Genomic DNA, 26,026 nt, shown 5'->3' with positions numbered 1-26,026 from the left:
CGATATGTCGCGGCTCGAAATTACCTTCGACCGCCCGCACCTCATCAACACCGTATTTGGCGAATTTGATCGCAATCTTGTTGCCATAGAAAACCGATTGGGCGTCTATATTTCCGCGCGTGGCAATCGCGTGCAGATAGAAGGCGAAGCCAGCGCCATTGCCCGCGCCCGTGATGTGCTGAACGACATTTACAGCCGCGTGATGCGCAATGAGGAGATTGATCCTGAAGCCGTACAAGCGATCATTTCGATGAGTGCCGAGCCGACACTCGACGGTATCGTCCGCAAGGATGACGGCGGCGCGCCAGAGGTGATGATCCGCACGCGCAAGAAAACGCTCGTGCCGCGCTCGGCAACGCAGGTGCCCTATATGCAGGCGCTTGCCCGCGATGAAATCATCTTTGCGTTGGGCCCGGCAGGAACCGGCAAGACCTATCTGGCTGTCGCGCAGGCTGTCGCGATGCTGATTACGGGTGCGGTTGACCGCCTTATCCTATCACGCCCAGCAGTTGAGGCGGGCGAACGGCTCGGTTTCCTTCCTGGCGATATGAAGGAAAAGGTCGACCCCTATCTGCGGCCGATTTACGACGCGTTGCACGATACATTGCCCGTCGAGCAGGTCGAGCGGCGCATCGCCAGCGGTGAAATCGAAATCGCTCCCCTCGCCTTCATGCGCGGACGCACGCTTTCCAATGCCTTCATCATCCTCGATGAAGCGCAGAACACAACGCCTGCACAAATGAAGATGTTTCTCACCCGTTTCGGCATGGATAGCCGCATGGTGATCTGCGGCGACCCCAACCAGGTCGATATTCCCGGCGGTGCAACCTATTCCGGGCTCAACGATGCTGTGCAGCGGCTTGAGGGGGTTGAGGGCATCACGACCATCCGTTTCAACAGCAGCGACGTCGTCCGCCATCCATTGGTCGGACGGATTGTCGACGCCTATGAGGGGCCGAATGCTTGAGGTCGATATCGACCGGACGCGCGATTGGGATGGCCAGACCGATTGGGAACGCATAGCGGAAGACGCTGTAAAAGCAGCCTTTTCGGTTTCGTCACACGGTCATCTGGCAGAAGCACCCTTCACGATTTCGATCAGCATCCGATTGTCAGACGATGGCGAAGTTCATGAACTCAACCGCAATTGGCGCGGCAAGGACAAACCGACCAATGTCCTCAGCTTTCCCATGCTCAAGCAGGACGAACTCGATGCACTGGCCAATACCGATGATGGTGAGGTACTGTTGGGCGACATGATATTGGCGCATGGCGTCTGCGCCGCTGAAGCGGTCGAAAAGGCTATACCGTTAACGCAGCATGCCACGCACCTGATCGTCCACGGTACGCTGCACCTGCTTGGTCTCGATCATATCGACGATGCCGAAGCCGAGCAAATGGAGGCATTGGAGGTAAAAACGCTTGCATCGCTGGGCATCGGCAATCCATATAGCGACCATTGAAAACAGCTGGAGGCAGCAAAGCCAATAATATGCCGGAGGGCGAGAGTAGTAACGGTTTACGACCGCGCAAGGACGAAACCGAGGAAGGCCGAATATGGCTGCGCTTGAAGGCGCTGCTTTTCGGACGCAATCATGAACCGACGCTGCGCGAGCAGCTCGAAGAAAAAATCGCAGAACACGAGGAAGATGTAGAGGAAGGCGAAGCGCCCGATTCCGAAGGCGACCTTTCGGCGATTGAGCGCGAGATGGTTCGCAACCTCCTACATTTTTCAGAGCATCGCGTCGACGACGTGATGGTTCCGCGCGCCGACATTTTGGGCATCAAGGACGATGCTAGTTTCGATGAAGCCGTCGCAGCGTTTGCCGAACATGGCCACAGCCGCATGCCGGTCTATAAGGACACGCTCGATAACATCACCGGCATGATCCATGTGAAGGATATCTTCGCCGTGCTGGCCGAGGGCAAGGAAAAGCCTGAGAGTCTGGAGGCGTTCATCCGCCAGCCGCGCTTCGTACCGCAGAGCATGGGTGTCATGGAACTGCTCGACGAAATGCGACGCACCCGCACCCATCTCGCGATCGTGATTGATGAATATTCGGGTACCGAAGGCCTCGTCACGATTGAAGACCTGGTCGAGGAAATCGTCGGTGAGATTGAAGACGAGCATGACGATGAGCCCGAAGCTTTATTCACCGAAACCAACCCCGGCATCTGGGAAGCCGATGCGCGTGCCGAACTCGATGACCTTGCCGAAGCGCTGGATGAAAAACTCGCCGAGGTCGACGAAGATGTCGATACCATCGGCGGGCTCGCCTTTGTGATTGCAGGCCAGGTGCCCGATGTCGGCGACATGCTTGTGCATGCCGAGAGCGGCTGGAAAATCGAGATTGTCGAAGGCGACGAACGCCGCGTCACCCGGGTGCGTTTGCACCGGCCAGAGGTGATCGGCGCCGCAGCTGGCTAGTCATTTCCCCCACACTTCCGCCAGCCGATCATCGCGGCCACAGCGGCTGCGATAGTATCGGTAGCGGAGGGGGTTTTTCTTGTAATAGTCCTGATGATAGTCCTCGGCGCGATAAAATGGTGCGCGGGTTATGATCCGGGTGGCAAGATCGCGTTTGAAATGCGCGACCAGATATTCGCGCGATGCATCAGCCGCTTTGCGTTCAGCCACACTGGATGGGAAGATCGCCGCGCGATAGCTTTCGCCCTTGTCACAAAACTGGCCCTCGGCATCGAAGGGATCGACATTGCGCCAGAAAACCGAAAGCAGGTCTGAATATTTCACCTTTGAAGGGTCGTAGGTCACTAGAACCGCTTCATAATGCCCGGTTCCCCCTGCACTCACCTGCTCATAGCTCGGGTTGCGCACGCGCCCACCGGTATAGCCCGATACAACATCGACGACGCCATCGACCTTTTCGAAATCCGCTTCGGCGCACCAAAAGCATCCCATCGCAAAAATGGCGGTCGCGCGTTTGTCTGTCTCGGGCTTGGCGGAAACTGTCGCGGACGACACCACCATCAAAGCAGCCAGAAAGATACTCCGTCTCTTCATCACACCACGCTCCGCTACATATTCGCTGGTGGCGAGGCTCAGGTTACAGCTTCGCTATTCAAGTGATGCGAGCAATTGCTGCGCACGCCACCGCCAATGGACCGCGAGCGTCTCCATTTCCGCCAATTCTTGCAATGCGGCATTTGCCCCGTCCATCCGGTGCAATCCACCGATCAACAGCTGGAAGGCGCGCTCAACGGTCCAGCCATGGCGCGCACGTTCGAATTGTTCGATGGCATCATCGGGTTTCACACGGCCCACCTCGATCACCCTAAAGTAATAGCCGCTCCGCCCTGTTTGGATGACCGCCGCAGTCATACCCTTCATCCCGAAATGATGGTCAATTTTCCAGCATGGCTGGCGCCCCTGGCTGATTTCAACCAAGGCCTCACCGATCCGGAACCGGTCACCTATCTGAACACGGTCTTCGGTCATTTCGAGGGCCGAGATATTCTCTCCAAACCCGCCCAAACGGCCAAGATGGGGATGCGGCTCATGACCTGCCTTGGTAAGATCTGCCTCCCACAGCGGATAATGTTCGCCAGGGTAGAAATGTACCGCCTTGTCCTCTCCGCCATGCACGGTCGGGTCACCCACGCGATCGCCCTCAAATCCTGTAAAGGTCAGATAGACGGGTCGGTCGACCGGACGCCGTGAACCGATCGCACTTTCCTCCCCTTCCCCCCTGAACAGAACGGGTTTTCCTACCAGGAGCGCATCGATGCTGGTCGTAATCATGGCGAAAGCTTAACTCCGGGCGCGCGGCTTGGCCATTGGCAATCGCGATTGCGATGTCTAATAGGCTGCGGATGCAGACGGCGGACCTTCGCATAGCCCTGTTCAGTGGCAATTATAACTATGTGCGCGATGGAGCAAACCAAGCGCTCAACCGGCTGGTAGGCTATTTGCTGCGGCAAGGTGCACAGGTTCGTGTTTATTCCCCGACGGTCGACGAACCTGCATTCCCTGCCACAGGGGACTTGGTTAGCGTGCCTTCGATGGCGATTCCCAACCGCCCCGAATACCGCATCCCGCTCGCCCTATCGGGCGCGGTGAAAAAAGACCTTGAGAATTTCGCACCCAATGTCGTCCATATTTCTAGCCCGGATCGCGTTGCACGCAAGGCGGTGAAATGGGCACGCAAACGGCAACTGCCGGTTTTGGCGTCGGTCCACACCCGTTTTGAGACCTATTTCCGTTATTACAACATGTCGTTCCTCGAGCCATTGGTTGAGGCGTGGCTGCGCACATTGTATCGCAAATGCGATGCGCTGGTCGCTCCATCGGAGTCGATGGCGCAAGTGCTGCGGCAGCAGCGAATGAATTACGATATCGATATCTGGTCGCGCGGTGTAGACCGCGACATTTTCGATCCCTCGCGCCGCGATCTGCAATGGCGGCAAGCCTTGGGAATTGATGATGACATGCCGGTGATTGGGTTCCTTGGCCGATTGGTGATGGAAAAGGGCCTTGATGTCTTTTCGGATACGATTGACCAGCTAAAGCGCCGCAATGTGCGGCACAAGGTGGTTGTGGTGGGCGAAGGCCCCGCGCGCGGCTGGTTTGAAACCCGGCTGCCCGATGCCGCCTTTGTGGGTTTTCAGGGCGGAGCGGACCTTGCGCGCGCAGTCGCCAGCATGGACATGCTGTTCAATCCCAGCGTGACCGAAACATTTGGCAATGTGACCTTGGAAGCAATGGCCTGCGGCTTGCCCGTGGTAGCCGCCAAGGCGACCGGCAGCCAAAGCCTTGTCGACGACAACCGATCGGGCAGGTTGATCACCCCCGGCGCGATTGCGCAATTTGCCGAAGCATTGCGCAGCTATTGCGAAAGCCCTGCCCTGCGCGCCGAGCATGGCGCGGCAGGCGAGCAGCGCAGCCTCGACTATAGCTGGGATGCGATCAACCAGGCAGTCGCAGACACCTATATCCGCCTGATCCGCCAGCGCCGGACCGAGGCCAAAGGCGCGTGAGCGACCTTTTCGGCGATACTCCAGCAAATACACCCCAGGGCATTTCCGCAAACAGCCCGCTTGCCGATCGCATCCGTCCGCAATCGCTGGCTGAGGTTGTCGGGCAGGAACATTTGACCGGGCCCGATGGCGCAATCGGGCGCATGGTGGCGGCTGGGCGGCTTTCGTCGATGATCCTTTGGGGGCCACCGGGAACCGGCAAGACTAGCATTGCACGCCTTTTGGCCGATGCGGTCGGCATGCATTATATGGCGGTGTCAGCGGTTTTTTCTGGCGTAGCCGATCTTAAGAAAGCTTTTGCCGAGGCCGAGCAGGTTGCCCGCACCGGCAAGGCAACCCTGCTGTTTGTGGACGAAATCCATCGTTTCAACCGTGCGCAGCAGGATGGGTTCCTGCCCTTTGTCGAGCGCGGCATCGTGACGCTGGTCGGGGCGACTACCGAAAACCCCAGCTTCGAACTCAATGCCGCCTTGCTGAGCCGCGCGCAGGTGCTGGTGTTGAAGCGCCTTGATGACGCGGCGCTCGCCAAGCTGCTCGACCGCGCGGAAACGGTTGAAGGCAAACCCCTGCCGCTGACCGACGATGCGCGGGCCGCCCTGGTTGCGAGTGCCGATGGCGATGGACGCTTCCTGCTAAACCAGGCCGAAACACTTTTTGCCATCGCACCGACGGACAAGCCGCTCGATCCGCAAGCCATGGCCGCGCTGCTCCACCGCCGCATGCCGGTCTATGACAAGGATCGCGAAGGGCATTACAATCTGATCTCTGCCCTGCACAAATCGATGCGCGGATCGGACCCACAGGCGGCGCTTTATTGGCTGGCACGTATGCTGGTGGCGGGTGAGGAACCGCTTTACGTGCTGCGGCGGATAACACGCTTTGCCGTGGAGGATGTCGGCCTTGCTGATCCGCGCGCGCTCGAACAGTGCATCGCGGCCAAGGATGCGTTTGAGTTTCTCGGGTCACCCGAAGGCGAATTGGCGATCGTGCAGGCCTGCCTCTATTGCGCCACAGCGCCCAAATCCAACGCAGCCTACAAGGCGCAAAAGGCCGCATGGCGATTGGCAAAAGAAACGGGTTCGCTGATGCCGCCCGCCAATATCCTGAACGCGCCGACAAAGCTGATGAAGGATATCGGTTATGGCAAGGATTATGCCTATGACCATGATGCCGACGAAGGTTTTTCCGGGGCAAATTACTGGCCGGAGGAAATGCAGCCAGCCGAACTTTACAAACCGGTCCAACGCGGGCTGGAGGCCAAGATCGCAGAGCGACTGGCCTATTGGGAAGGGCTGCGCAGGGAGAGGAAGAGGAAATGAGTTATCGCGCCGCCGTTTGCACGGCACTGACCGGGCCTGACAGTATCCAGATTGAAACAAGGGATCGCAGCCCGCTCAAACCCGGTGAAGTGCGCATTGCGATCAAGGCGGCGGGGCTCAACTTCCCCGACTTGCTGATGACCTATGGCAAATACCAGTTCCGCCCCGATCCGCCGTTTGTGCCGGGCATGGAGTTTTCGGGTGAAGTGATCGAAGTTGGCTCTGAGGTAACCGGATGGAAGCCTGGTGATGCCGTGATGGGTGGCGGCAAAGGAGATTGCATCGCCGAAGAAGCGGTCGTGCCTTCGAGCGCGCTGGTTTCAAAACCCGATGCACTTTCATGGGAAGAAGCCGCGTGCTGGCGCGCGGGTGGGGTTACCGCCTGGCATGCATTGCACGACAAGGCCGATTTAAAAGCTGGCGAAACATTGCTCGTTCTTGGCGCCGCTGGCGGCGTCGGCATGGCAGCGGTTTCGCTGGGCAAGCATCTGGGCGCAATTGTCATCGGCACCGGCTCCAGCCCTGAAAAGCGCGAGGCGATCTTGGCGGCTGGCGCTGATCATGTGCTCGATCCTGCCGACCGCGAACTGGCCACCAAAGTGAAAGAACTGACCGGCGGTAAGGGCTGCGACGTCGTGTTCGATCCGGTGGGCGGTGATTTGTCGATCACGGCGACGCGTGCCATCGGCTGGGGTGGTCGCTTCCTGATTGTCGGCTTTGCCAGCGGGCTCACGCCCAGCTTCCCCGCCAACCATGCCTTGATCAAGGGCTATAGCCTGATTGGCCTGCGCGCGGGCGAAGCGAGCCGCCGCGATGCCGACCTCGCGGCGCGTACTGCGGTCCACCTTCGCAACCTCGCCGAAGCCGGCGTCATGCGCCCCCATATTTCCCACCGATTGGGATTGGATAAAACGCGCGAAGCTTTGCTCGTTCTGGAACGGCGCGAAGCGATCGGTCGCGTTGTTGTAACAATGGAAGACTGAACCCGGCGGGTCGCTAGCCGGGTCCAGTCTTGTCGCTCGCAACACTGTTATCGTTCGAGTGCAGCAGGCTTATCTTGTTACTGGTTGGTACGAATTTGACCGCTCGTCCGGCGTTGTCCTTCACCGGCTTTGCGCGGTGTCAGCTTCGCATCCCTGAAATGCTTGCCACGTGGCGCCTGACTGGAGTTTTCCAGAGGTTTTTCGCCAGCCTTGCGGACGCTCATCGTTCCTTGGCGGATATGCGCATCCGCCCGTCCATCGCCATTGATATCGCCAGCAGCAACCTGCGGCTTTGATCGGGGTGCGGGTGGCGGAACATCGGGCGATATATCCGATGCCTTTTGCACTGCAGGAAGTAACAGGCCCTTTTGTGGTTCAGCGGGTTTTGGCGCGATATCCTTAGGCGCCTCACCGGTTGACGCGGCCGCGTCACCTTTGATGCCTTCATATTTCATATAAATCGCGCTGTGCGCTGCTCCGATCATGCCGAATGACAAGGCCACAGCCACCAGCCAATCCTTTTTCCTGTTCATATCAACTCTCCTTGAATTTTCTCCCCAACCGGGAATGAGAGTAAAATAGAGTATTACTCTAGAGTGTCAATCTACTTTTTCCTTGCTTGTTTTTCCCGACCGTTTGATAAGGGAGGCATAATGACTGCCGCCAAGCCAAAGACCCGCGACCGCATCCTTGCCTCCGCACGCGAACTGTTTTTTTCCAAAGGCTTGGATGAAACCTCGATAGCCGAGATCTGCAAACATTCGGGTGTCTCAAATGGCAGCCTGTTTCACCATTTCCCGACCAAGGAAGCGATCGCACTCGAAATCTTCGTCAGCATCCGCCGCCATTATTGGGAACATGTGATCGCAGCGATGGAGGCCGAGTCGACTGTTCCAGCAGCCGCCGAAGCTTCGGTGCGCGCGGCCTTCGACTTCCAGAAACGCTTCGCCGACGAATATACGTTCATGCTCGACACCGCCGCGGCTCCTTGGGTACTCAAGCATACGACCGCATTGAAGGATCTGAACGCCGCCTTTGTCGAACGCGCCATGGGGTGGGCGGCACCCTATTTCATGAAGGGCGAATTGCCGGCACTTTCAATACACACTTTTGGCGCGCTGATCTTTGGCCTGCCGCAATGGATTGCCCGCGAAGCACGGGCCGGATTGTCGGTGCCCGACATAGAGATTGTGACCGAAGAATTGGCCGGTCTGATGCGCAAGCTTTTTACCGTTGAGGGAAAATAGCGAGTCAAATCATTGCTTTGACTCATAAAATTGCTGCGCAGCATAAAGTGCAGCAAAAATTTGCCAGAGTCTTGATTCTATGGTAAATTCCGTTCGCTTCTAGGCCCTTTGGGTCGCATTATGGGGGGAGCGAAAATGGATAGTTTCCAAATAGCGGGTTACGCATTCGATCGAGTTCTATTCATGGAGTGGGCGGAGAAGATATTCTTCGCCCTTGTTATTTTGGGAGTGACCTGGGCACTGGCAAAAGGTGCAAAATGGACCTTTGCCAAGATGGTGGACCAGATACCGTTCCTGCGGCGCGGGACGTCGAATGGCGAAAGCGTCGGCATGGCGCTTGGCAAGATCGTATCACTGCTCGTCTGGCTGTTCGGTCTGCTGGCGGTGCTGCAGCAATTGGGCTTTGATAGCGTCATTACGCCGGTTCAGGGGCTTTTGGGCAACTTCATCGGCTATCTCGATAACATCGTCTTTGCCGCAGCCATCTTCTTCATCGGCTCGATGATTGCAGGCATTGCCCGTGACCTGGTGGTGACGGCATTGGGAACGGTGGATTTCGACAAATGGGCCAATAAGGGCGGCGTCGAAGCTGTGACAGGTAACAGCGCCATCACCAAGACGATCAGCACGATTGTCTATGTGCTGGTGATCATTCCCGTTGCGATTGCATCGCTGCAAATGCTCGAAATCTCGGCCATCACAGAGCCGGCGATGAACCTACTCAACATGGTGTTCAAGGCCATTCCGTTGATAGTCGGTGCCTGCCTGTTGCTCGGCATCGGCTTCGTCATCGCACGCTGGGTCGCTTCGTTGATCCGCGACCTGCTGCCCAGCCTGGGTGCAGACCGCGCAATCAACGAACTGGGCATCCTTCCCGAAGGGCGCACGGCTTCGGGAGTGATTGCCACCATCGTGACCATCGCAATCATGATCTTTTTTGCGATCGCGGCAACCAACATGCTTGGTTTCCCGCAACTGACCAGCATCCTTGAAACAGTGTTGGCGCAGGCTGGCAATGTCGTCTTTGGTGCGGTGTTGATCGCGCTTGGCGTATTGATCGCCAATATCCTTCGTAACCTGATCGCCGATGCGACCGGGCCGGGGATTGCGTCTAACGTGACCTACTGGATCACAACGGGCCTCTTCGTCTTCATCGGCTTGAAGCAGATGCAGATTGGCGGGATGATAGTTGACTACGCCTTTGGCGCGCTCGCCATCGGTGCAGCAGTTGCCTTCGCCCTCGCCTTTGGCCTTGGTGGCCGCGATGCCGCCGCGCGGATGCTGGCAGAATTGCGGGCTCCTGCAGCGCCAGTGGTCAAGAAACCTGCCGCATCGCTCGCCGCCAAGACGGTGAAGCGAGCCCCGGCGCGCAAGGCACCGACGAAGAAATAAGCTGCCTTTACCGAAGCAGCCAATTGGGGCGGGGGAAACCTCGCCCCCTTTTATTTGGGCCTTCCAATCATAGTGCTCAGCGCACATATCCAGCCCATGCGCCGCTTTTCCCGCTTCGTTTGTATCGATTGGTCAGGTGCAGTCGGCGAACATCCACCCGGGCTGGCTCTTGCAATGATCGGACAGGCGGGCGCTCCTGAACTGATAGCGCCCAAGAAGCGATGGTCGCGCCAAGCAGTGCTCGAATGGCTGCATGGCTTGGCCGATGCACGCGAAGACATTTTGGTCGGCCTCGACCTGTCGCTCGGTTTTCCCTTTATCGATCGCGGCAGTTTCTTTCCGCAATGGGATGGCAGCCCCGATAGCGCCCGGTCGCTATGGGAATGCATCGACAGATTGTGCGCCGATGACCCGCATCTGGCCGCTACCAGCTTTCTGCGCCATCCCGAGGCGCGCCGCCATTTTCGCCATGCAAAAGGCGATACAGGCGATCTGTTCGAAGGCAGCATCGGCCGCCTGCGCGAAGTCGAGCGCCACCAACGCGTGAGCAAGCAGGCAAACAGCTGGAGCTGCTTCAATCTGGTAGGCGCGGGGCAAGTCGGCAAAAGCTCGCTCACCGGGATGCGGATGATGCACCGGTTGGAAAAGCGCATCCCTGTCTGGCCGTTCGATCCGATACCCGATTCTGGCCCCGTGATTATCGAGATCTATACCAGCATGGCGGCGCGCGCTGCTGGCCTTCCTGCCAATACGAGCAAGATTCGCGACCTCGCCACGCTGGAACGCGCGCTCTGCGTTTTTGAGGCAGACACGCCCGCGCAACTCGACCGGGTGGACGACCACGCCACCGACGCCCTGCTGACCGTGGCATGGATGCGCCAAGCAAGCACCGTTCCGGCGCTGTGGACGCCGCAACTGCTGACCCCTGAAATTGCGCAAACTGAGGGCTGGACCTTTGGGGTGCTATGACGCTAAAGGGCCAGCCATCGGTGTGCCGGCTTAGCTCAGTTGGTAGAGCACCTGATTTGTAATCAGGGGGCCACGGGTTCGAATCCTGTAGCCGGCACCATTTTCCCATCAGCATGATTTTGGTTTGAACCGCCCACCGGCTCCCTGGCCTGTCCTCCCCAACCTATGTTCGTTCGCTGCATCACCAGATATGCATCAAGCATTTGGAAGCACTGGAGCATGGCTCCTTTGAAAAAGTCTGCTATGAGCAATGTAATAGGAGAAGTTGAAGGGGCGAGATGTGGCGATCGATCTGAATGTTAATGGAAAAGCGGTATCGGTTGAGGCCGAACCGGACACCCCGCTTCTCTGGGTTTTGCGAGAGGATGTTGGCCTGACCGGCACCAAATTTGGTTGCGGTGTTGCGGCGTGCGGTGCCTGCTCTGTCCATGTGGACGGCCAGATCACCCGTTCGTGCAGCATCGCCATCGCCGATGTTGCGGGCAAGAATGTGACAACGATCGAGGGCCTGAAATCTGCCGATGGAACGCTTCACAAGGTACAGCAGGCGTGGATCGACGCGCAGGTGCCGCAATGCGGTTATTGCCAGTCGGGCCAGATCATGGCTGCGGTTGCGTTGATCCAGCAGACCGGCCGTCCCACCGACGCGCAGATTGACGAGGCGATGACCAATATCTGCAGGTGCGGCACCTATCCGCGCATCCGCAAGGCAATCCGCGCAGCCACAGGGCAGGCAGCGGCCGCGGTGAAGGGAGCGGCATGATGGCAGACAATCCCAATCCAGCCATGGAAGAAGCCGCAGCGGTTCCCGCCAAGAAAAAAGGCGTCAAGCGCCGTGCATTCCTGATCGGCGGTGTTGCCGTCGTCGGCGCAGGACTGTTCGGTATCAAGCTCGCGGACAGCAACGCAGCGAAAAAGGCGGTCGAACTGACCACCAGCAAGGGTGAGTATAATTTCGCGACTTGGCTGAAAATCGCCGAGGATGACCAGATCACTATCTATTCGCCGCACACCGATATCGGGCAAGGATCGAACACCGGTCTGGCACAAATGCTGGCCGAGGAGCTCGATGCCGCTTGGGACAAGGTCAAACTGGTCTCTGCACCTGCCGAGCCCGCCTTTGCCAATACCGGCCTCGGCCGCGGTTTCCTTGCCGAAATGACCGGCCAGCCGGGCATTATCGAGGGCATCCCGCAATCCTTCCTGTCGTTCATCGCGCGATCGATGAACCTGCAGATCACTGGTGGGTCGACAGCCTTGCGCTTCACCGGGCAAAAGACCTTCCAAATGGTCGGAGCGGCGACGCGCGCAGCGCTGGTCGAGGTTGCGGCCAAACGGCTGGGCGTGCCCGGGACCGAACTGGCCACCGCTGACAGCAAGGTGATCCATGCCAAATCGGGCAAGACGCTGCGCTATGGCGAACTGGCGGCAGAGGCAGCGACGCTCTCGCTCGACAGCAATCCGAAGCTCAAAAACCCCAAAGATTACAAGATAATGCGCCAATCTATGCCGCGGCTCGATTTGCCTGCAAAGGTCGATGGCAGCGCGCAATATGGCATGGATTTCAAAGTGCCCGACATGCGCGTTGCGACAATTATGGCCGCGCCGGTGCGCGGCGGAAAGCTGACCTCGGTCGATCCTGCACCGGCAATGGCGGTGAAGGGTGTCGAAAAGGTCGTCAAGCTCGACAATGCCGTTGCTGTGATCGCCAAAGGCTATTGGCCTGCGCTCAACGGATTGCGTTCTCTGTCACCGCAGTTCAGCGACGGCGGCAATGCCGGCTTCTCGACCGCTTCCATCTTCAAGGCCTATGACGACCTGATCGCCAAAGGCGAACCTGATGGTGAAGCAGGCGAAGGCGAAGTCCAGGCAGCACTTGGCGCCAACCCTATCCAGGCGAAGTATCAGGTGCCTTTCCTCCACCATGCAATGATGGAACCTTTCGCGCTCACCGCGCATCACAAGGATGGAAAGCTCGACATCTGGGGCGGGATGCAGGATCCGCTCGCCACGAAAATGCTTGCGGTTGAGGTGTCTGGGCTTGATGCCGACAATGTTACTTTCCACCCGATGCTGATCGGCGGCAGCTTTGGCCGACGCCTTCCCATGTATATGGAAATCGTCGAGCAGGTGACCCAACTGGCGATGCAATTGCCCTATCCGGTAAAGCTGATCTGGAGCCGCGAAGAAGAGGTACAGCAAGGTGCCTACCGCCCGCAAAGTGCGGCAATCCTGAAGGGCGCACTTGGTAAGGATGGCAAGATCGCCGCCTATCTCAACGACTATGCGCAAACCGAAAGCGCAGAGAGCGAGACGACCTTCATCTACGACCTGCCGGTCGTGGCACGGCGGCATTATGAATATGCGTCGAACCAGCAGAGTGGCGCTTGGCGCTCAGTCAATTCGACGCAGCAAGGCTTTTATAACGAAAGCTTCATGGACGAACTGGCGCATGCTGCGAAGGCTGACCCGGTCGAATTCCGCCGCCGGCACCTGAAGCCGGGTTCACGCCACCTCAACGTGCTCGATGAAGTCGCAAAACGCAGCGGCTGGGGCACGCCAACGCCTGAAGGAGTTGCGCGTGGTGTCGCGATTATCGAAAGCTTCAAGACGATCGTCGCGCACGTTATCGAAGCGTCGATCAAGGAAGACGGCAGCCCCAAGGTGCTCAAAGTAACGACCGTTGTCGACGCAGGCAGCATCGTCAATCCCGATGGCGCGGCGGCGCAGATTGAGGGCGGGACGATCATGGGCCTGTCCTCGGCGATTGGTGAGGCGATCACGCTCGACAAGGGCGCGGTGCAGCAAAGCAACCTCACCGATTATCCGATCCTGAAGCTGGCCGATGCCCCCCCGGTGCACGACATCCATTTCATCGAAAGCGGCGCACCTATGGGCGGAATTGGTGAACCGGGCGTTCCCCCGGCTGCCCCGGCTTTGGCCAATGCGCTATTTGCCCTGACAGGCAAGCGCATCAGGTCGCTGCCGCTTTTGACGCAGGCGAAGGTTTGAGCACACTGCCCGGCACGGCGCTGAACAGCTGGTCCGCAATCGTCCTTGCAGCTGGTGGCAGCAGCCGTTTTGGCGCGCACAAACTGTTGGCAGATTTGGCCGGAGGGCCGGTGCTCAGGCGAACCGTGGCCGGCATATGTGCCGCTGGATTCTGCGAAACCATAGTTGTCGCCGGTGCAGAACATAGCGCCGTTGCCGCCTCACTCCAGGGGTTGGCTTGCAAATTGGTCAAGGCCTCCAACTGGTCGGATGGCATGTCCGCGTCGATCCGTGTCGGCATCGAAGCCTTGCGTAACGATATTGAAGGCATTTTTCTTTTCCTGGGCGACATGCCGCTGGTGCCGGTTGCCCTTTGCGAAGAGTTGGCCCGATTAGCTGAACAGTCGGGCTACGCTGCCCGCCCACTACACGGCGATTTGCCCGGGCATCCGGTTGCTTTTGCGCGTTCTGCCGTACCAGATCTCACCCGATTGAGCGGCGATACGGGTGCGGGATCGCTCCTCCGGCGATCGGGCGCAAAAATCGCCTATCTGCCAACCAATGATGAAGGCGCGATACTCGACGTTGATACGCCGGCCGATCTCCCTCGCGCCGAGCGGCTGTGGAAATCGCGTTTCACTTCAGACATGATGGACAATGCGATGTCGCGCGGCGATTTGCCAAAGCCGTGAAGCCCTATCGGCGCACACAACCTTCCGATGTCATTCTCGCTGACGCCCAATTGCTGCAATCGTTCGATCCGCCCTTGCAGTCGGCTGCGCGCTCCGATCGCTCCCACATAAAAGGCATCTGAGGAAAGCGAGGCCGCCAGCAAAGTCTCATCGCTTTCCCGGTCATGCGTAACCACGGCAACCGCAGTCCAGCGATCCAGCGGCAGGTTTTCGGCTGTGGCCGAACGCAGATACTCGATACCGGCAATCGGAGATTCTGCGGGTCCGCCCGGGTCAACCAACACAGTTTCGATTTCGAGATGTACGGCAAGCGCTACAAGCGCAAAGGCCGTCGCATCGCTGCCGATCACGACCAGCCTTAATGGCGGCTCGATATAGGCTGAGAAGTTGGTGCCATCCCATGGCTGTGTCGGCACCCCAGAAACATCGGAAAAGCTTGCTTTACGGGTTTCCCCGTTGCTCTGCCATGATACTGGTTTCCGCTCGCGATACCCCGACAGCAGTGTGCAAATTGCAGGATCGTCGATGTTCGCAGGCTCCACCAAGACCGAAATGCCTGCACCGCAAGCCAGCTTTATATCAAACCAGGGGCTACCCTCGCCATAACGCAACAGCCGATGCGTGTTGGTGGCGATGACTTCGCGCCCATGGCGAGCAATATCGTCCTCGACGCAGCCACCGGACAGGAATCCCCAATGTTGCTGCTGTGTAATCAGCATCTGCGCGCCTACTTCACGCGGCGACGGGCCATCGGTCGCAACCAGGGTGGCGATGGCAAAGCGATTGAGGCCGTTTGCCTGCCCCAGCAATAGCGGACGGATATCGTCAGCAATGTCTTCAGCGCGGTAATATGTCAAAGCTTGCTGTTCCCGTATCCCAGGCAGGATGCGTTGTTTACGACAAACGGGAGTGCTGTCCAGCCGTCAGATTTGAGGCGCCAGATGCAGGGCAGCCGAGCGGCCGCATTTTCCTGTGGACGGCGCTGCATGCCTCCGCCTGATGCCTCTTTCGTGGTGAAGCATCAGGCATTGGCAATAATCAGCGCCCAAACGGAAGCTTAGAAGCGGAACAGCAATTGCACCCCGCCGCCAAGATCGGGGCTGCCATCGGCAAAACCGGTATATCCATAGCCTTGCAGACGCAATTTTTCGTTGAGCTTGTAGGTTAGGGAGGCGGTCGCCTCGCTTACATCTGGAGATGTGAGCGTTGCACCTTCGCGCCAGTCATAATCAAGGCCGATGGTAAGGTCATTGGCGCCGAAATAAATGCCGCCGCCGGCCAGCCAAACGTCACGCAAGGCGAGGATATCGCTTTTGCCATTGAAACGTCGGCCGCCATAGGCAGCGATGCTGACGTCGCCAAAGCTGTGCAACAATTCGCCCTGCGCGGTGAAATCGGTGCTGCCGGTGCCGAGGAATTTGGATTCCGAGGCCGTTGGCAGCTTCGCCTTGCCGACAAAATCAAACCAGGTCGTTTCGGCAATCGGCAGTGAATAACCAGCCGTCAGCCAGAGGTCACCAAGGCCACTGCGCGAAGTGGTCGCGCCGCCGGGGGTCGACGTGCCGCCACCTTCACCGGGGATGACACCCGAAGGCCCTTCAGCATGCACATAGGAAATCGCCGCTTTCACATAAAAGCGATCAGCCTGATATTTGATGCCGACTGGAACCGACAGGTAATCGGTATCCTCAACATCGCCATAATCACCCGATGAATAATCGATGCCGGTGTTGATCTGGATATAGGGATCCTCGGCCTGTGCCGGGGTTGCGATTAGCATTGTTGCAGCGAGTGCGATTGCCGAAGCGGCTGTTGCTGGATTTTTCATGATATTCCCCCTGAATGTCCTGATGGGATGTAAACAGTCGTGCGCCCCGGTTTCGAGGGCGCACGACATGAAACTTGGGTGCAAAATCCGATTAGTTCGGACGCCCGGGCCTATCCGGTTTTTCCGGTTTCTCGGGCTTTTCCGGCTTCTCTGGTTTTTCCGGCTTTTCCGGTTTCTCAGGCCTTTCACCCTTTTCCGGGCGATCTGCGCGTTCATGGGTTACCACCGCGCGGCTGCCATCTTCCTTGGTGATCGTGTGCACATTGCCCGATGGCGTAGTAACTGTCTGCACCGTTCCGGTTTTCACCGTTTCAAGGACAGGCGTTCCATCTTCGTTGAACAGAGGTTCGCCATTCTCATCGACGGCCTGCCGTTCTTCGGTAATGTCCTCGCGGGTCACTGCGGCACCCGGCTTGGTTTCAGGTGCATCAGGCACCTCGGTATCCTGCGCCTGACCAGTGGCAAATGCCGCAAAGGCGAGCATGGTTGCGCTACCCGTCAAAATTATCTTTTTCATATTGATATCCTCTTGCTTGGGAACGCGTTTTCGGTCGTGCACACAACCTTAACCGCAGCTTTCATCGCATCATTAACGCGACGGCCGGAAGACGAACTGCGACGAGTTGTTACATTATGTGACATTTGCTGATTAAGCAAATTGCATCGCCGCGTTGAGAAAATTGCCTTTGGGGCTTCACGAATCCCTTCGGCTTCGCCAAGGCTTAATCGCTCGCTTAAACCAGCAGCTATGGAGAGACTTGCGATGGGAATGCTTGAAGGCAAGGTCGTGGCCGTAACGGGCGCAGGACGCGGGGTTGGCCGGGAAATCGCCCTTCTTTGCGCCAAACATGGCGCGGCGGTGGTGATCAACGATCCGGGTGTCGGCGGCGGCGGTGAAGGCGGCGATGCAGGGCCAGCGCAGGAAACCGCAAACGACATCATCGCGGCTGGTGGCAAGGCCATCGCCAATCTTGCCAGTGTGGCCGATCCTGCTGGCGCAACATCCATCATCGAAGACGCGGTGAAGAATTTCGGCCGCATCGATGCAGTCGTCAACAATGCCGGCATCCTGCGCGACACCATCTGGCACAAGATGAGCCATGAGGATTGGCGCGCGGTTATCGACGTGCATCTCAATGGCAGCTTCAACGTCTCCAAAGCAGCAACGCCCTATTTCCGTGAGCAGCAGTCGGGCAGCTTCATCCATTTCACATCAACCAGCGGCCTGATCGGCAATATCGGGCAGGCCAATTACTCGGCGGCCAAGCTGGGTGTTGTCGGCCTTTCGCAGTCGATCGCACTGGATATGGCCCGCGTCGGCGTGCGTTCAAACTGTATCGCGCCCTTCGCCTGGAGCCGGATGACCGCCTCGATCCCGGCCGAAACGCCCGAGCAAAAGGAACGCGTCGAGCGGTTGAAGACGATGAGCGCGGACAAGATTGCGCCTTTGGTCGTCTACCTTGCCTCGGACGCATCGAAGGATGTGTCGAACCAGATATTCTCTGTGCGCAAGAACGAGATCGTGCTCTACAACAAGCCACGCCCCATCCGGTCGATGACCAAAGTGGAAGGCTGGACGCCGGAGAGCATCGCCGATGAACTGATACCTGCTTTCAAGCCCAGTTTCGCCCGTGCCGATGAAGTTTCGGCGCATGTATTCCCTTACGACCCCATCTGAGGAGCAAGTGATGAGCAACCCCGGCCAAGGTAATCCAGGGATGGATCCAGAAATTTTCGAACAGTTTATCGACCAGCTTCGCCGTTATGTGCGCGAACGGCTGATCCCCGCTGAAGAAGATGTGATCGCCAACGATGCGATCCCTGACGATATCCTTGCAGAAATGCGGGAAATGGGGCTGTTTGGCATCACCATCCCTGAGGAATTTGGCGGCGCCGGGATGAATATCAGCCAGTATATCGAAACGGTGAAGCAGCTCGCGTATGCGGCCCCGGCCTATCGCTCGACCATGTCGATCAATGTCGGGATGACGGGAAGTGCGATCAAGAATTTCGGCACGGCGGAGCAGAAAGCCCATTGGCTGCCACGCATCGCGAGCGGAGAGATTGCCTGTTTCGGCCTCACCGAGCCCGGAAGCGGATCCGACAGCGCGGCGATGCAGACCTTCGCCGCCCGTGATGGCAATGGCTATGTCTTGAACGGCACGAAGCGCTACATCACCAACAGCCCTCACGCCAAAATCGGCCTGATCATGGCGCGCACCTCAAAAGAGGCACTGCCCAAAAACGCCCATGTCTCATGCTTCATCATCGACATGGACAGCCCCGGGATCAGTGTCGGCAAACCCGACAAGAAGATGGGCCAGGCCGGCGCGCATATTGCCGATATCATCATGGAGGATGTCAAAATCCCCGGTGATGCACTGGTCGGTGGCGAAGAAGGCCGCGGGTTCCAGATCGCGATGCAGAGCCTCGACAATGGCCGCCTTTCGGTTGCCGCGATGGGCGTCGGCATGGGCCGCCGCATCCTCGACACCGCAATCCGTTACGCGACCGAGCGCAAAGCCTTTGGCGAGCCTATCGCCAATTTCCAGCTCATCCAGGCGATGCTGGCCGATAGCGAGGCTGAGCTATACGCCGCCGAGTGCATGATCGCCGATGCCTGTGCACGTGCTGATCGCGGCGAAGTGATCTTGCGCAAGGCCGCTGCTGCCAAGCTGTTTGCAACCGAAACCTGCGGCCGCGTCGCCGATCGCTGCGTGCAAATCTATGGCGGCGCCGGCTATCTGGCGGAATATCCTGCCGAGCGTTTCTTCCGCGATGCCCGCATCTTGCGCATCTACGAAGGCACCAGCCAGATCATGCAGTTGCAGATCGCCAAGCACCTGCTGCGCGAGTTCGAACGCGAAGGCGCGGTCTGGTAATCAAGGCCGATGTATAATCTCCTCAACGGCCTGTCGGTAATCGAAGCGTCCAGCTTCGTCGCCTCCCCCACCGCTGGATTATATCTGGCGCAGATGGGGGCAGAGGTCATCCGCGTCGACCAGATTGGCGGCGGACCGGATTTCCGCCGCTGGCCGGTGACCGAGGGGAATGACTCGCTCTATTGGGAAAATCTCAACCGCGCAAAGAAATCGGTCGCGCTCGATCTGGGTTCGCCACAAGGGCGCGAGTTGCTGCAGGAACTGGTGCGCAAGACGGGGCAGTTCGTCACCAATTTCCCGGCAGAAGGCTTCCTATCGCACGCAAAATTGGCCGAGGGCCGGGCCGACCTGGTTACCGTGCGCGTCATGGGCTGGGCCGATGGCTCGCCCGCGCTGGATTATACAGTGAACAATTCGGTCGGTTATCCGATGATGACCGGGGCCGGACCGGATCCGGTCAACCATGTGCTTCCTGCATGGGATTTGCTCACCGGGGCCTATGCCGCCTTTGCGATGCTTGCAGGCATCCAGAAGCGTGCGCAGACCGGCGAAGGCCTTGAGGTGCGCATACCGCTTTCGGACGTCGCCATTGGCACCGTCGCCAATCTGGGCGGCATTGCCGAGGTGCTCTACACGGGCTCAAACCGGCCCCGGCTTGGCAACGCCGTTTATGGCTTGTTCGGCCGTGATTTTGTGACCGCCGATGGCGTGCGCACGATGATCGTTGTCGTCACGCCCCGGCAATGGGCCAATCTTGTCGACGCGCTCAGACTCGAAAGCGCCGTTGCGGCGATCGAGGCCGAACGCGGAGTGAGTTTCGCAAAGGATGATGGCCTGCGGTTCAACCATCGCGACGCGCTTTATCCGCTGTTCGAAGCCGCGATTGGTGCGCGTGCGCATGCCGATCTTGCAGCTGCCTTCGACGCTGGCGGGATTGTTCATTCGGCCTATCGTACCATGCGTGACGCTGCCAACGACCCTGCTCTGGTGGCCAATAACCCCGTGTTCGGGACGGCCGAGAACCCATCGGGCTTTAACTATCCGGCAGCAGGCAGTTTTGCGACCGTGCCGCAGCTTGATCGCCAAGCCCCGCAACCCGCACCACGCAACGGCGCAAACAGCGAAGAGATACTCGCCGAACGGCTTGGCCTGTCGTCGGGTGCAATCGCTGCCCTGATCGATGCCGGAACCGTGGGGCAGGCATGAACGACGCGCTGACCCTCGCCGAAAGCTATGCCGCAACCGCGCGGGCAGTGGTTCAGGAAAGGGTCGCCGCCACCTCTCTCGATGCCAAGCAACATATCGCCCATGGCTATGCTTGGATCGAAACCAGCGTCGAGGCATTGCGCGCATTGCAAATATGGGGGGCGCGGCAGAACGGTGAAGCGGAAAAGCTGGTTGTTGCCATCGGCACCGGCGAAACGCTTGCGCAACTGGCGGGCGGGCTGCCCATGGGGCAGAATGAATTTATCCGCCCCGGCGATTTCGGGCTAGACAGCCATGTCGCTGCACTGCTTGCGGCGGCACAGGGTAACAGCGCGGCCAACCGGGCGCGGCTGGTCGAACTGCTGGCCGAGGGCGCGACCATATCCGACCGGTTAGACGATGAACTGCTCGATACCATCCGCGATCAGTACCGCCGCTTTACCGATGACCGTATCCTGCCGCAGGCGCATGGCTGGCACCTCGCCAACGCGCTGATCCCCGACGATATAATTGCCGAAATGGCCGACCTGGGTACCTTTGGCGTCTGCATAGCCGAGGAATTTGGCGGTCTTGGTCTTGGCAAGCTGGTGATGTGCGTCGTCACCGAGGAGCTATCGCGCGGCTGGATCGGGACCGGTTCGCTCGGCACGCGCAGCGAGATTGCGGGCGAACTCATCATGATGGGCGGCACCGAGGCGCAGAAACAACATTGGCTGCCGCGTATCGCATCGGGCGAGATATTGCCGACGGCGGTATTCACCGAGCCGGACACCGGATCCGACATGGCCAACCTGCAAAGCCGTGCAACGCGAACCGCAGATGGCTGGGAAATCAACGGCGCGAAGAACTGGATTACCCATGCCGCGCGCACCGACCTGATGACGATGATGGTGCGCACTTTGCCCGATGTGAAGGGCTATGCTGGGCTGTCGATGCTGCTGGTGCCCAAACCGCGCGGAACCGAAGAGACCCCCTTCCCTGCCGAAGGAATGACCGGCAGCGAGATCGAAGTCCTCGGCTATCGCGGGATGCGCGAATATGCTTTGCAGTTCGATGGCATGAGGGCCCCTGCTGACGCGCTTCTTGGCGGAGAGGAGGGCCAGGGTTTCAAGCAATTGATGCGCACCTTTGAAGGCGCACGCATCCAGACCGCAGCCCGCGCGGTTGGTGTTGCCCGGCGCGCTATCGAACTGGCCTTCCAATATGCGCTTGATCGCAAGCAGTTCGGCCAATCGATCATCCGATTCCCGCGGGTCGCGGACAAGCTGGCGATGATGGTGACCGATATGGTGATGGCGCGCGAACTGACCTATTTTGCCGCCCGCGCCAAGGATAGCGGCAAGCGCTGCGATATTGAGGCGGGCATGGCCAAGCTGCATGCCGCCCGCGTTGCCTGGGCCAACGCCGATGCCGGGCTGCAGATCCATGGCGGCAATGGTTATGCGATGGAATATGAAATCAGCCGGGTGCTGTGCGATGCCCGCATCCTCAACATTTTTGAAGGCGCAGCCGAAATCCAGGCGCAGGTCATTGCGCGCGGCAAGCTGCAAGACCGCAATTAGCAAAGGAAGATAAACATGACACTCCGTCGCGCTGCTATCGTTGCCCCCATCCGTACTGCCGTCGGAAAATTCGGCGGGTCGCTATCCTCGATGACTGCAGGTCAGTTGGGAGCTGTGATACTCAAGGCTCTGATGGAGCGTACAAAAATTGATCCGTCTCGTGTCAATGATGTCATCTTCGCCCAAGGCTATGGCAATGGCGAGGCGCCATGCATTTCGCACTGGTCGTGGCTGTTGGCAGGCCTTCCCGAAGAGGTGCCGGGTTACCAGCTTGACCGTCGCTGCGGCTCTGGACTGCAGGCAATCGTCAACGCGGCAATGATGGTGCAGACCGGCGTTTCGGATGTGGTGGTTGCGGGCGGCTGCGAGAGCATGTCCAATGTTGAACATTACACCACCGATATCCGCAAGGGCGTCCGCGCCGGCAACCTAACCCTCCATGATCGCCTCACCCGAGGCCGCGTGATGAGCCAACCGATCGAACGCTATGGCGTGATCAGCGGGATGATCGAGACGGCCGAAAATCTTGCCAAGGATTGGAATATCAGCCGCGAAGCTTGCGATGCCTATGCCGCGCGCAGCCACCAGCGGGCGACCGCCGCCTGGGCCAATGGCCTGTTTGCCGACGAGTTGGTCCCTGTCCAGATCCCCCAGAAAAAAGGCGACTCGATCATCTTTGACCATGATGAGGGCTATCGCGCCGATGCCAGCGTCGAAACGCTCGGCGCGCTTCGTGCAATCGAAGGTGGCGTCGTGACTGCGGGCAATGCCAGCCAGCAGAATGACGCTGCGGCTGCCTGTCTGGTGGTAGCCGAAGACAAGCTTGAGGAACTCGGCCTTGAACCCATCGCCTATTTCCACAGCTGGGCCGCTGCGGGCTGCGACCCCAGCCGCATGGGTTATGGCCCCGTCCCAGCGACCGAACGGCTGTTCGCGCGCAACGACCTGTCGTGGAACGATATCGGCCTCATCGAACTCAACGAAGCCTTTGCGCCGCAGGTGCTCGCCTGCCTTAAGGGCTGGGGTTGGTCAGATGATGACAGCCGCCACGATATGCTCAACGTCAACGGATCGGGCATATCGCTCGGCCACCCGATTGGCGCGACCGGCGGTCGCATCCTTGCGAACCTGACCCGCGAAATGCAGCGCCGCGATGTGCGTTATGGACTTGAAACCATGTGCATCGGCGGTGGCCAGGGCATAGCTGCAGTCTTTGAAAAGGCATAAGCGCGATGCAGGATTATACCGCCATCCGCGAAGAGGTCGCTAAGCTTTGCGCACAATATCCCGGCGAATATTGGCGCGCAAAGGATAAGGTGCGCGAATATCCCTCTGAATTCGTCGCAGCGCTTGGCGAGGCAGGCTATCTCGCCGCGCTGATCCCCGAAGAATATGGCGGCGCCGGACTTCCCCTGTCGGCAGCAGCAGCAATCCTTGAGGAAATCCAGAAACAGGGCTGCAATGGCGGCGCCGTGCACGCGCAAATGTACATCATGGGCACCGTCTTGCGCCACGGAAGCGAGGAGCAAAAGCAACGCTATCTTCCCAAAATCGCGACCGGCGAACTCCGCCTGCAGGCCTTTGGTGTCACTGAGCCGACTAGCGGCACCGATACGTTGAGCCTGAAGACCGTCGCCAAGCGTGAGGGCGACAAATATATCGTCAACGGCCAGAAAATCTGGACGAGCCGCGCCGAGCATTCCGACCTGATGCTGCTCCTTGCTCGCACCACCCCGCGCGAGGAAGCCGCGAGCCGCACCGAAGGGCTTTCGGTTTTCCTTGTCGATATGAAGGAAGCGCTGGCTACGGGTTCGCTCACCATCAATCCCATCGACACGATGATGAACCATGCGACGACGGCGGTGTTCTTCGACAATATGGAAGTGCCCGCCGCCAATCTGATTGGCGAAGAGGGCAAGGGCTTTCGCTATATCCTGTCAGGCATGAACGCTGAGCGACTGCTGATTGCGGCCGAGTGCATCGGCGATGCCAAATGGTTCATCGAAAAGGCGACCGCCTATGCCAAGGAACGCGTGCTGTTTGGGCGACCGATCGGCCAGAACCAAGGCGTGCAATTCCCTATCGCGCGCGCCTATGCGCAGATGCGCGCTGCCGACCTGCTGGTACAGGAAGGTATCCGCAAATATGAAGCCGGCGAGAATTGCGGCGAGGAGGCCAATATGGCCAAGATGCTCGCCGCCGAAGCAAGCTGGGCCGCAGGCGAGGCATGTGTACAGACGCATGGCGGTTTCGGCTTTGCCGCTGAATATGATGTCGAACGCAAGTTCCGCGAAACCCGGCTCTATCAGGTCGCGCCGATCAGCACGAACATGATCCTGTCCTTTGTCGCCGAGCATGTCCTAGGCTTGCCGAGGAGTTATTGATGGGTGCGTGGGATGCATGGATTGGCCGCCAGATGGTGCAGCAGGATCGGCTAACCCCTGCCCTGCTGCAACGTTTCCGCTCAACAATCGACAGCGATCAACGCGGTGATATTGCGCCTCAAGCGATCCACTGGGTGCTTTGCACCCCGGAAGCGACCACCGAGCAACTGGGCATAGACGGCCATCCGCAGCGCAGCGACAGCCCGGACAGCTTCTTCCCGCCTGTCCCCCACCCGCGCCGCATGTGGGCGTCAAGCAAGGTCGAGTTCCTCGCCCCGATCGCGGTCAATGCCGAGATAGAGCGCATCTCGACCATCGCCTCGATCAATGAAAAGTCAGGCAGCACCGGCAGCCTCGTCTTTGTCGATGTAGCGCATGAAACCAAAGCCAATGGCGAATTGGCAATCAAGGAACGGCAAACGCTGGTCTATCGCGAAGCAAACACGGCAAAGCCGGCACCTGCGCCCGAACCTGTCGCCATCAATTTCGACGAATGGGATTTCCATCACACCTTGGTGCCTAATGAGGCGTTGTTGTTCCGATTCTCGGCAATCACCTTCAACACGCATCGTATCCATTATGATGCGCCCTACGCGATCAACGAAGAGGGTTATCGCGGATTGGTCGTGCATGGCCCGCTAACATCTTCGCTGCTCCTCGACCTCGCCGCTCGTCAGTTTGGCGCAAATGCAGTCAGGCAATTCGCTTTCCGCGCCCAAAGCCCCGCTTTTGCAGGCGAACCACTCCATCTGGTCGGGCGGCGCGAAGGCGATGCGCTTGTATTGGCGGCACTCAATCCGGCGGGGCAAACCGTCGTCGCAGCGGAAGGAAGCTTATGACCGACTTGGTAACCCGCGAGGACCGTGATGGCATTGCCATCCTGTCGTTGAACCGCCCTGACAAGCGCAATGCACTCAACATAGCGCTGTGGGTTGAACTGGAAGCGCACATAAATGCGATCCGTGCAGCGGGCGAAGCGATCGGTGCAGTCATCCTGCGCGCCAACGGGCCGACATTTTGCGCGGGCAATGACCTGAAGGAGCGCGGCGTCGAACTGCCACGTCCCAATTTCCAGGCTTCGATCGTGACTGCGCTTGCCACCCTGCCCCAGCCCGTCATCGTCGCGGTACAGGGCGGCTGCTACACCGGCGGGCTTGAGCTCGCGCTGGCGGGTGACATCATATTGGCGAGCGAAAACGCCGTCTTTGCCGACACGCATGGCAAATTTGCACTGGTTCCAATCTGGGGGATGAGCCAGCGCCTGCCGCGCCGCGTCGGCCAGTGGAAAGCACGCGAGATGAGCTTCACCGGACTTCCGGTTTCAGGGACAGAGGCTGCGCGCATCGGCCTTGCCAACCACGTCGTGCCCGATGCCGAACTCGACACCAAAGTATATGAATTAGCCGCTGCCATCGCCGCGCAAAGCCGCCACAGCGTCTTTGCCTATAAACAGCTCTATCAGGAACAGGCTGACCTGCCGCTCAATGCCGGCCTAGCCCACGAAGTGTTCAACAGCGCGGGCGTGGGGCCGGATTTCCTTGAACGAGTTAGCGGCCAGTTCGGGAAGTGATCGCAG

25 protein-coding genes, 1 tRNA gene and 1 pseudogene are annotated in these 26,026 nt (G+C 59.0%); 21 read left to right on the top strand and 6 right to left on the bottom strand.

All coding sequences use genetic code 11. The annotated features are described in order from the left end of the window. Nucleotides 1–4 precede the first annotated feature (4 nt). From ACFSAG_RS09195 to ACFSAG_RS09185, 3 genes are read left to right on the top strand one after another with little or no spacing between them, the layout of a single operon-like run. Nucleotides 5–967: a PhoH family protein gene (locus ACFSAG_RS09195; protein WP_381513843.1), complete on the top strand. Its 963-nt coding sequence runs from the start codon at nt 5–7 to the stop codon at nt 965–967. Next, nucleotides 960–1,463, top strand: coding sequence for an rRNA maturation RNase YbeY (gene ybeY, locus ACFSAG_RS09190; RefSeq protein ID WP_381513841.1), 504 nt, complete (start codon nt 960–962; stop codon nt 1,461–1,463). Before ACFSAG_RS09195 ends, ybeY begins: the two co-directional genes overlap by 8 nt. 29 nt (nt 1,464–1,492) lie before the next feature. Further along, on the top strand, nt 1,493–2,428 hold the full coding sequence (locus ACFSAG_RS09185; protein ID WP_374613785.1) for a hemolysin family protein: 936 nt from the start codon (nt 1,493–1,495) through the stop codon (nt 2,426–2,428). Here ACFSAG_RS09185 and msrA read toward each other — a convergent pair whose 3' ends face one another. Next, nucleotides 2,429–3,022: a peptide-methionine (S)-S-oxide reductase MsrA gene (gene msrA / locus ACFSAG_RS09180; protein WP_381513838.1), complete on the bottom strand. Its 594-nt coding sequence runs from the start codon at nt 3,020–3,022 to the stop codon at nt 2,429–2,431. A 54-nt stretch (nt 3,023–3,076) separates the two neighbouring features. Continuing rightward, nucleotides 3,077–3,760, bottom strand: coding sequence for an MOSC domain-containing protein (locus ACFSAG_RS09175; protein ID WP_381513836.1), 684 nt, complete (start codon nt 3,758–3,760; stop codon nt 3,077–3,079). A 71-nt stretch (nt 3,761–3,831) separates the two neighbouring features. Here ACFSAG_RS09175 and ACFSAG_RS09170 point away from each other — a divergent pair, with 71 nt between their 5' ends. The 3 genes from ACFSAG_RS09170 to ACFSAG_RS09160 are packed head-to-tail and all read left to right on the top strand — an operon-like array spanning nt 3,832 to nt 7,297. Further along, complete coding sequence (locus ACFSAG_RS09170; protein WP_381513834.1) at nt 3,832–4,995, top strand: glycosyltransferase family 4 protein; 1,164 nt, start codon at nt 3,832–3,834, stop codon at nt 4,993–4,995. Continuing rightward, the gene (locus tag ACFSAG_RS09165) at nt 4,992–6,314 is read left to right on the top strand and encodes a replication-associated recombination protein A (RefSeq protein ID WP_381513831.1); all 1,323 of its coding nucleotides are present in this window, start codon (nt 4,992–4,994) and stop codon (nt 6,312–6,314) included. Before ACFSAG_RS09170 ends, ACFSAG_RS09165 begins: the two co-directional genes overlap by 4 nt. Then, entirely contained in the window at nt 6,311–7,297 is a 987-nt protein-coding gene (locus tag ACFSAG_RS09160) for an NADPH:quinone oxidoreductase family protein (protein WP_381513828.1), read from the top strand. Before ACFSAG_RS09165 ends, ACFSAG_RS09160 begins: the two co-directional genes overlap by 4 nt. 77 nt (nt 7,298–7,374) lie before the next feature. Here ACFSAG_RS09160 and ACFSAG_RS09155 read toward each other — a convergent pair whose 3' ends face one another. Then, nucleotides 7,375–7,830 carry a hypothetical protein gene (locus tag ACFSAG_RS09155; protein WP_381513825.1) on the bottom strand — a complete coding sequence of 152 codons (456 nt, stop codon included), beginning with the start codon at nt 7,828–7,830 and terminating at the stop codon, nt 7,375–7,377. 120 nt (nt 7,831–7,950) lie between these two features. On the opposite strand from ACFSAG_RS09155, the gene ACFSAG_RS09150 reads away from it, so the two are divergent. The 7 genes and pseudogenes from ACFSAG_RS09150 to ACFSAG_RS09120 all read left to right on the top strand — a co-directional run. Continuing rightward, a complete protein-coding gene (locus tag ACFSAG_RS09150; RefSeq protein WP_381513822.1) occupies nt 7,951–8,544 on the top strand; it encodes a TetR/AcrR family transcriptional regulator in 594 nt (197 codons plus the stop codon). Nucleotides 8,545–8,679: 135 nt separating this feature from the next. Beyond that, entirely contained in the window at nt 8,680–9,936 is a 1,257-nt protein-coding gene (locus tag ACFSAG_RS09145; protein WP_381513819.1) for a mechanosensitive ion channel, read from the top strand. Between the two features lie 96 nt (nt 9,937–10,032). Further along, on the top strand, nt 10,033–10,905 hold the full coding sequence (locus ACFSAG_RS09140) for a hypothetical protein (protein WP_381513816.1): 873 nt from the start codon (nt 10,033–10,035) through the stop codon (nt 10,903–10,905). Nucleotides 10,906–10,929: 24 nt separating this feature from the next. Then, nucleotides 10,930–11,005: transfer RNA gene (locus tag ACFSAG_RS09135), tRNA-Thr, on the top strand. 180 nt (nt 11,006–11,185) lie between these two features. Beyond that, the gene (locus ACFSAG_RS09130; RefSeq protein WP_374613840.1) at nt 11,186–11,668 is read left to right on the top strand and encodes a (2Fe-2S)-binding protein; all 483 of its coding nucleotides are present in this window, start codon (nt 11,186–11,188) and stop codon (nt 11,666–11,668) included. Next, nucleotides 11,668–13,917 (top strand): xanthine dehydrogenase family protein molybdopterin-binding subunit, encoded by a 2,250-nt coding sequence (locus ACFSAG_RS09125; RefSeq protein WP_381513811.1) that lies wholly within the window; start codon nt 11,668–11,670, stop codon nt 13,915–13,917. Before ACFSAG_RS09130 ends, ACFSAG_RS09125 begins: the two co-directional genes overlap by 1 nt. Continuing rightward, nucleotides 13,914–14,417, top strand: a pseudogene (locus ACFSAG_RS09120) (nucleotidyltransferase family protein); the annotation flags it as partial. The gene ACFSAG_RS09125 and the pseudogene ACFSAG_RS09120, both read left to right, overlap by 4 nt. A gap of 26 nt (nt 14,418–14,443) precedes the next feature. On the opposite strand, the gene ACFSAG_RS09115 reads toward ACFSAG_RS09120, so the two are convergent. The 3 genes from ACFSAG_RS09115 to ACFSAG_RS09105 form a co-directional block, all read right to left on the bottom strand. Continuing rightward, a complete protein-coding gene (locus tag ACFSAG_RS09115) occupies nt 14,444–15,445 on the bottom strand; it encodes an XdhC family protein (RefSeq protein ID WP_381513808.1) in 1,002 nt (333 codons plus the stop codon). A gap of 200 nt (nt 15,446–15,645) precedes the next feature. Next, nucleotides 15,646–16,416, bottom strand: coding sequence for a hypothetical protein (locus ACFSAG_RS09110; protein ID WP_381513805.1), 771 nt, complete (start codon nt 16,414–16,416; stop codon nt 15,646–15,648). Nucleotides 16,417–16,507: 91 nt separating this feature from the next. Continuing rightward, complete coding sequence (locus tag ACFSAG_RS09105) at nt 16,508–16,933, bottom strand: hypothetical protein (RefSeq protein WP_381513802.1); 426 nt, start codon at nt 16,931–16,933, stop codon at nt 16,508–16,510. A gap of 252 nt (nt 16,934–17,185) precedes the next feature. Here ACFSAG_RS09105 and ACFSAG_RS09100 point away from each other — a divergent pair, with 252 nt between their 5' ends. Genes ACFSAG_RS09100 through ACFSAG_RS09065 form a run of 8 tightly spaced genes read left to right on the top strand, consistent with a single transcriptional unit; the run spans nt 17,186 to nt 26,020 of the window. Then, nucleotides 17,186–18,094 (top strand): SDR family NAD(P)-dependent oxidoreductase, encoded by a 909-nt coding sequence (locus ACFSAG_RS09100; protein ID WP_381514131.1) that lies wholly within the window; start codon nt 17,186–17,188, stop codon nt 18,092–18,094. Between the two features lie 10 nt (nt 18,095–18,104). Next, nucleotides 18,105–19,298: an acyl-CoA dehydrogenase family protein gene (locus ACFSAG_RS09095; RefSeq protein ID WP_374613849.1), complete on the top strand. Its 1,194-nt coding sequence runs from the start codon at nt 18,105–18,107 to the stop codon at nt 19,296–19,298. A 9-nt stretch (nt 19,299–19,307) separates the two neighbouring features. Beyond that, the gene (locus tag ACFSAG_RS09090; RefSeq protein WP_381513799.1) at nt 19,308–20,504 is read left to right on the top strand and encodes a CoA transferase; all 1,197 of its coding nucleotides are present in this window, start codon (nt 19,308–19,310) and stop codon (nt 20,502–20,504) included. Further along, a complete protein-coding gene (locus ACFSAG_RS09085; RefSeq protein ID WP_381513797.1) occupies nt 20,501–22,066 on the top strand; it encodes an acyl-CoA dehydrogenase family protein in 1,566 nt (521 codons plus the stop codon). The genes ACFSAG_RS09090 and ACFSAG_RS09085 overlap by 4 nt, the downstream gene beginning before the upstream one ends. Before the next feature lie 15 nt (nt 22,067–22,081). Next, entirely contained in the window at nt 22,082–23,293 is a 1,212-nt protein-coding gene (locus ACFSAG_RS09080) for an acetyl-CoA C-acetyltransferase (protein WP_381513794.1), read from the top strand. Between the two features lie 5 nt (nt 23,294–23,298). Then, on the top strand, nt 23,299–24,450 hold the full coding sequence (locus tag ACFSAG_RS09075) for an acyl-CoA dehydrogenase family protein (protein WP_381513791.1): 1,152 nt from the start codon (nt 23,299–23,301) through the stop codon (nt 24,448–24,450). Further along, nucleotides 24,450–25,289 (top strand): HTD2 family dehydratase, encoded by an 840-nt coding sequence (locus ACFSAG_RS09070; protein ID WP_381513789.1) that lies wholly within the window; start codon nt 24,450–24,452, stop codon nt 25,287–25,289. Before ACFSAG_RS09075 ends, ACFSAG_RS09070 begins: the two co-directional genes overlap by 1 nt. Further along, the gene (locus ACFSAG_RS09065; protein WP_381513785.1) at nt 25,286–26,020 is read left to right on the top strand and encodes an enoyl-CoA hydratase/isomerase family protein; all 735 of its coding nucleotides are present in this window, start codon (nt 25,286–25,288) and stop codon (nt 26,018–26,020) included. Before ACFSAG_RS09070 ends, ACFSAG_RS09065 begins: the two co-directional genes overlap by 4 nt. The last annotated feature ends 6 nt before the right edge of the window (nt 26,021–26,026 follow it).

Origin of the sequence: Sphingorhabdus buctiana, assembly GCF_042680825.1 — a bacterium.
Taxonomy (GTDB): domain Bacteria; phylum Pseudomonadota; class Alphaproteobacteria; order Sphingomonadales; family Sphingomonadaceae; genus Sphingorhabdus_B; species Sphingorhabdus_B buctiana.
This window is presented reverse-complemented; position numbering and strand designations above follow the sequence as displayed.

Bases quoted from the DNA above. Each gene is read 5' to 3' on its own strand.
- ACFSAG_RS09195 (WP_381513843.1), top strand. From the start codon at position 5: ATGTCGCGGCTCGAAATTACCTTCGACCGCCCGCACCTCATCAACACC.
- ybeY (WP_381513841.1), top strand. From the start codon at position 960: ATGCTTGAGGTCGATATCGACCGGACGCGCGATTGGGATGGCCAGACC.
- ACFSAG_RS09185 (WP_374613785.1), top strand. From the start codon at position 1,493: ATGCCGGAGGGCGAGAGTAGTAACGGTTTACGACCGCGCAAGGACGAA.
- msrA (WP_381513838.1), bottom strand. From the start codon at position 3,022: ATGAAGAGACGGAGTATCTTTCTGGCTGCTTTGATGGTGGTGTCGTCC.
- ACFSAG_RS09175 (WP_381513836.1), bottom strand. From the start codon at position 3,760: ATGATTACGACCAGCATCGATGCGCTCCTGGTAGGAAAACCCGTTCTG.
- ACFSAG_RS09170 (WP_381513834.1), top strand. From the start codon at position 3,832: ATGCAGACGGCGGACCTTCGCATAGCCCTGTTCAGTGGCAATTATAAC.
- ACFSAG_RS09160 (WP_381513828.1), top strand. From the start codon at position 6,311: ATGAGTTATCGCGCCGCCGTTTGCACGGCACTGACCGGGCCTGACAGT.
- ACFSAG_RS09155 (WP_381513825.1), bottom strand. From the start codon at position 7,830: ATGAACAGGAAAAAGGATTGGCTGGTGGCTGTGGCCTTGTCATTCGGC.
- ACFSAG_RS09150 (WP_381513822.1), top strand. From the start codon at position 7,951: ATGACTGCCGCCAAGCCAAAGACCCGCGACCGCATCCTTGCCTCCGCA.
- ACFSAG_RS09145 (WP_381513819.1), top strand. From the start codon at position 8,680: ATGGATAGTTTCCAAATAGCGGGTTACGCATTCGATCGAGTTCTATTC.
- ACFSAG_RS09140 (WP_381513816.1), top strand. From the start codon at position 10,033: ATGCGCCGCTTTTCCCGCTTCGTTTGTATCGATTGGTCAGGTGCAGTC.
- ACFSAG_RS09125 (WP_381513811.1), top strand. From the start codon at position 11,668: ATGGCAGACAATCCCAATCCAGCCATGGAAGAAGCCGCAGCGGTTCCC.
- ACFSAG_RS09110 (WP_381513805.1), bottom strand. From the start codon at position 16,416: ATGAAAAATCCAGCAACAGCCGCTTCGGCAATCGCACTCGCTGCAACA.
- ACFSAG_RS09105 (WP_381513802.1), bottom strand. From the start codon at position 16,933: ATGAAAAAGATAATTTTGACGGGTAGCGCAACCATGCTCGCCTTTGCG.
- ACFSAG_RS09100 (WP_381514131.1), top strand. From the start codon at position 17,186: ATGCTTGAAGGCAAGGTCGTGGCCGTAACGGGCGCAGGACGCGGGGTT.
- ACFSAG_RS09095 (WP_374613849.1), top strand. From the start codon at position 18,105: ATGAGCAACCCCGGCCAAGGTAATCCAGGGATGGATCCAGAAATTTTC.
- ACFSAG_RS09090 (WP_381513799.1), top strand. From the start codon at position 19,308: ATGTATAATCTCCTCAACGGCCTGTCGGTAATCGAAGCGTCCAGCTTC.
- ACFSAG_RS09085 (WP_381513797.1), top strand. From the start codon at position 20,501: ATGAACGACGCGCTGACCCTCGCCGAAAGCTATGCCGCAACCGCGCGG.
- ACFSAG_RS09080 (WP_381513794.1), top strand. From the start codon at position 22,082: ATGACACTCCGTCGCGCTGCTATCGTTGCCCCCATCCGTACTGCCGTC.
- ACFSAG_RS09075 (WP_381513791.1), top strand. From the start codon at position 23,299: ATGCAGGATTATACCGCCATCCGCGAAGAGGTCGCTAAGCTTTGCGCA.
- ACFSAG_RS09070 (WP_381513789.1), top strand. From the start codon at position 24,450: ATGGGTGCGTGGGATGCATGGATTGGCCGCCAGATGGTGCAGCAGGAT.
- ACFSAG_RS09065 (WP_381513785.1), top strand. From the start codon at position 25,286: ATGACCGACTTGGTAACCCGCGAGGACCGTGATGGCATTGCCATCCTG.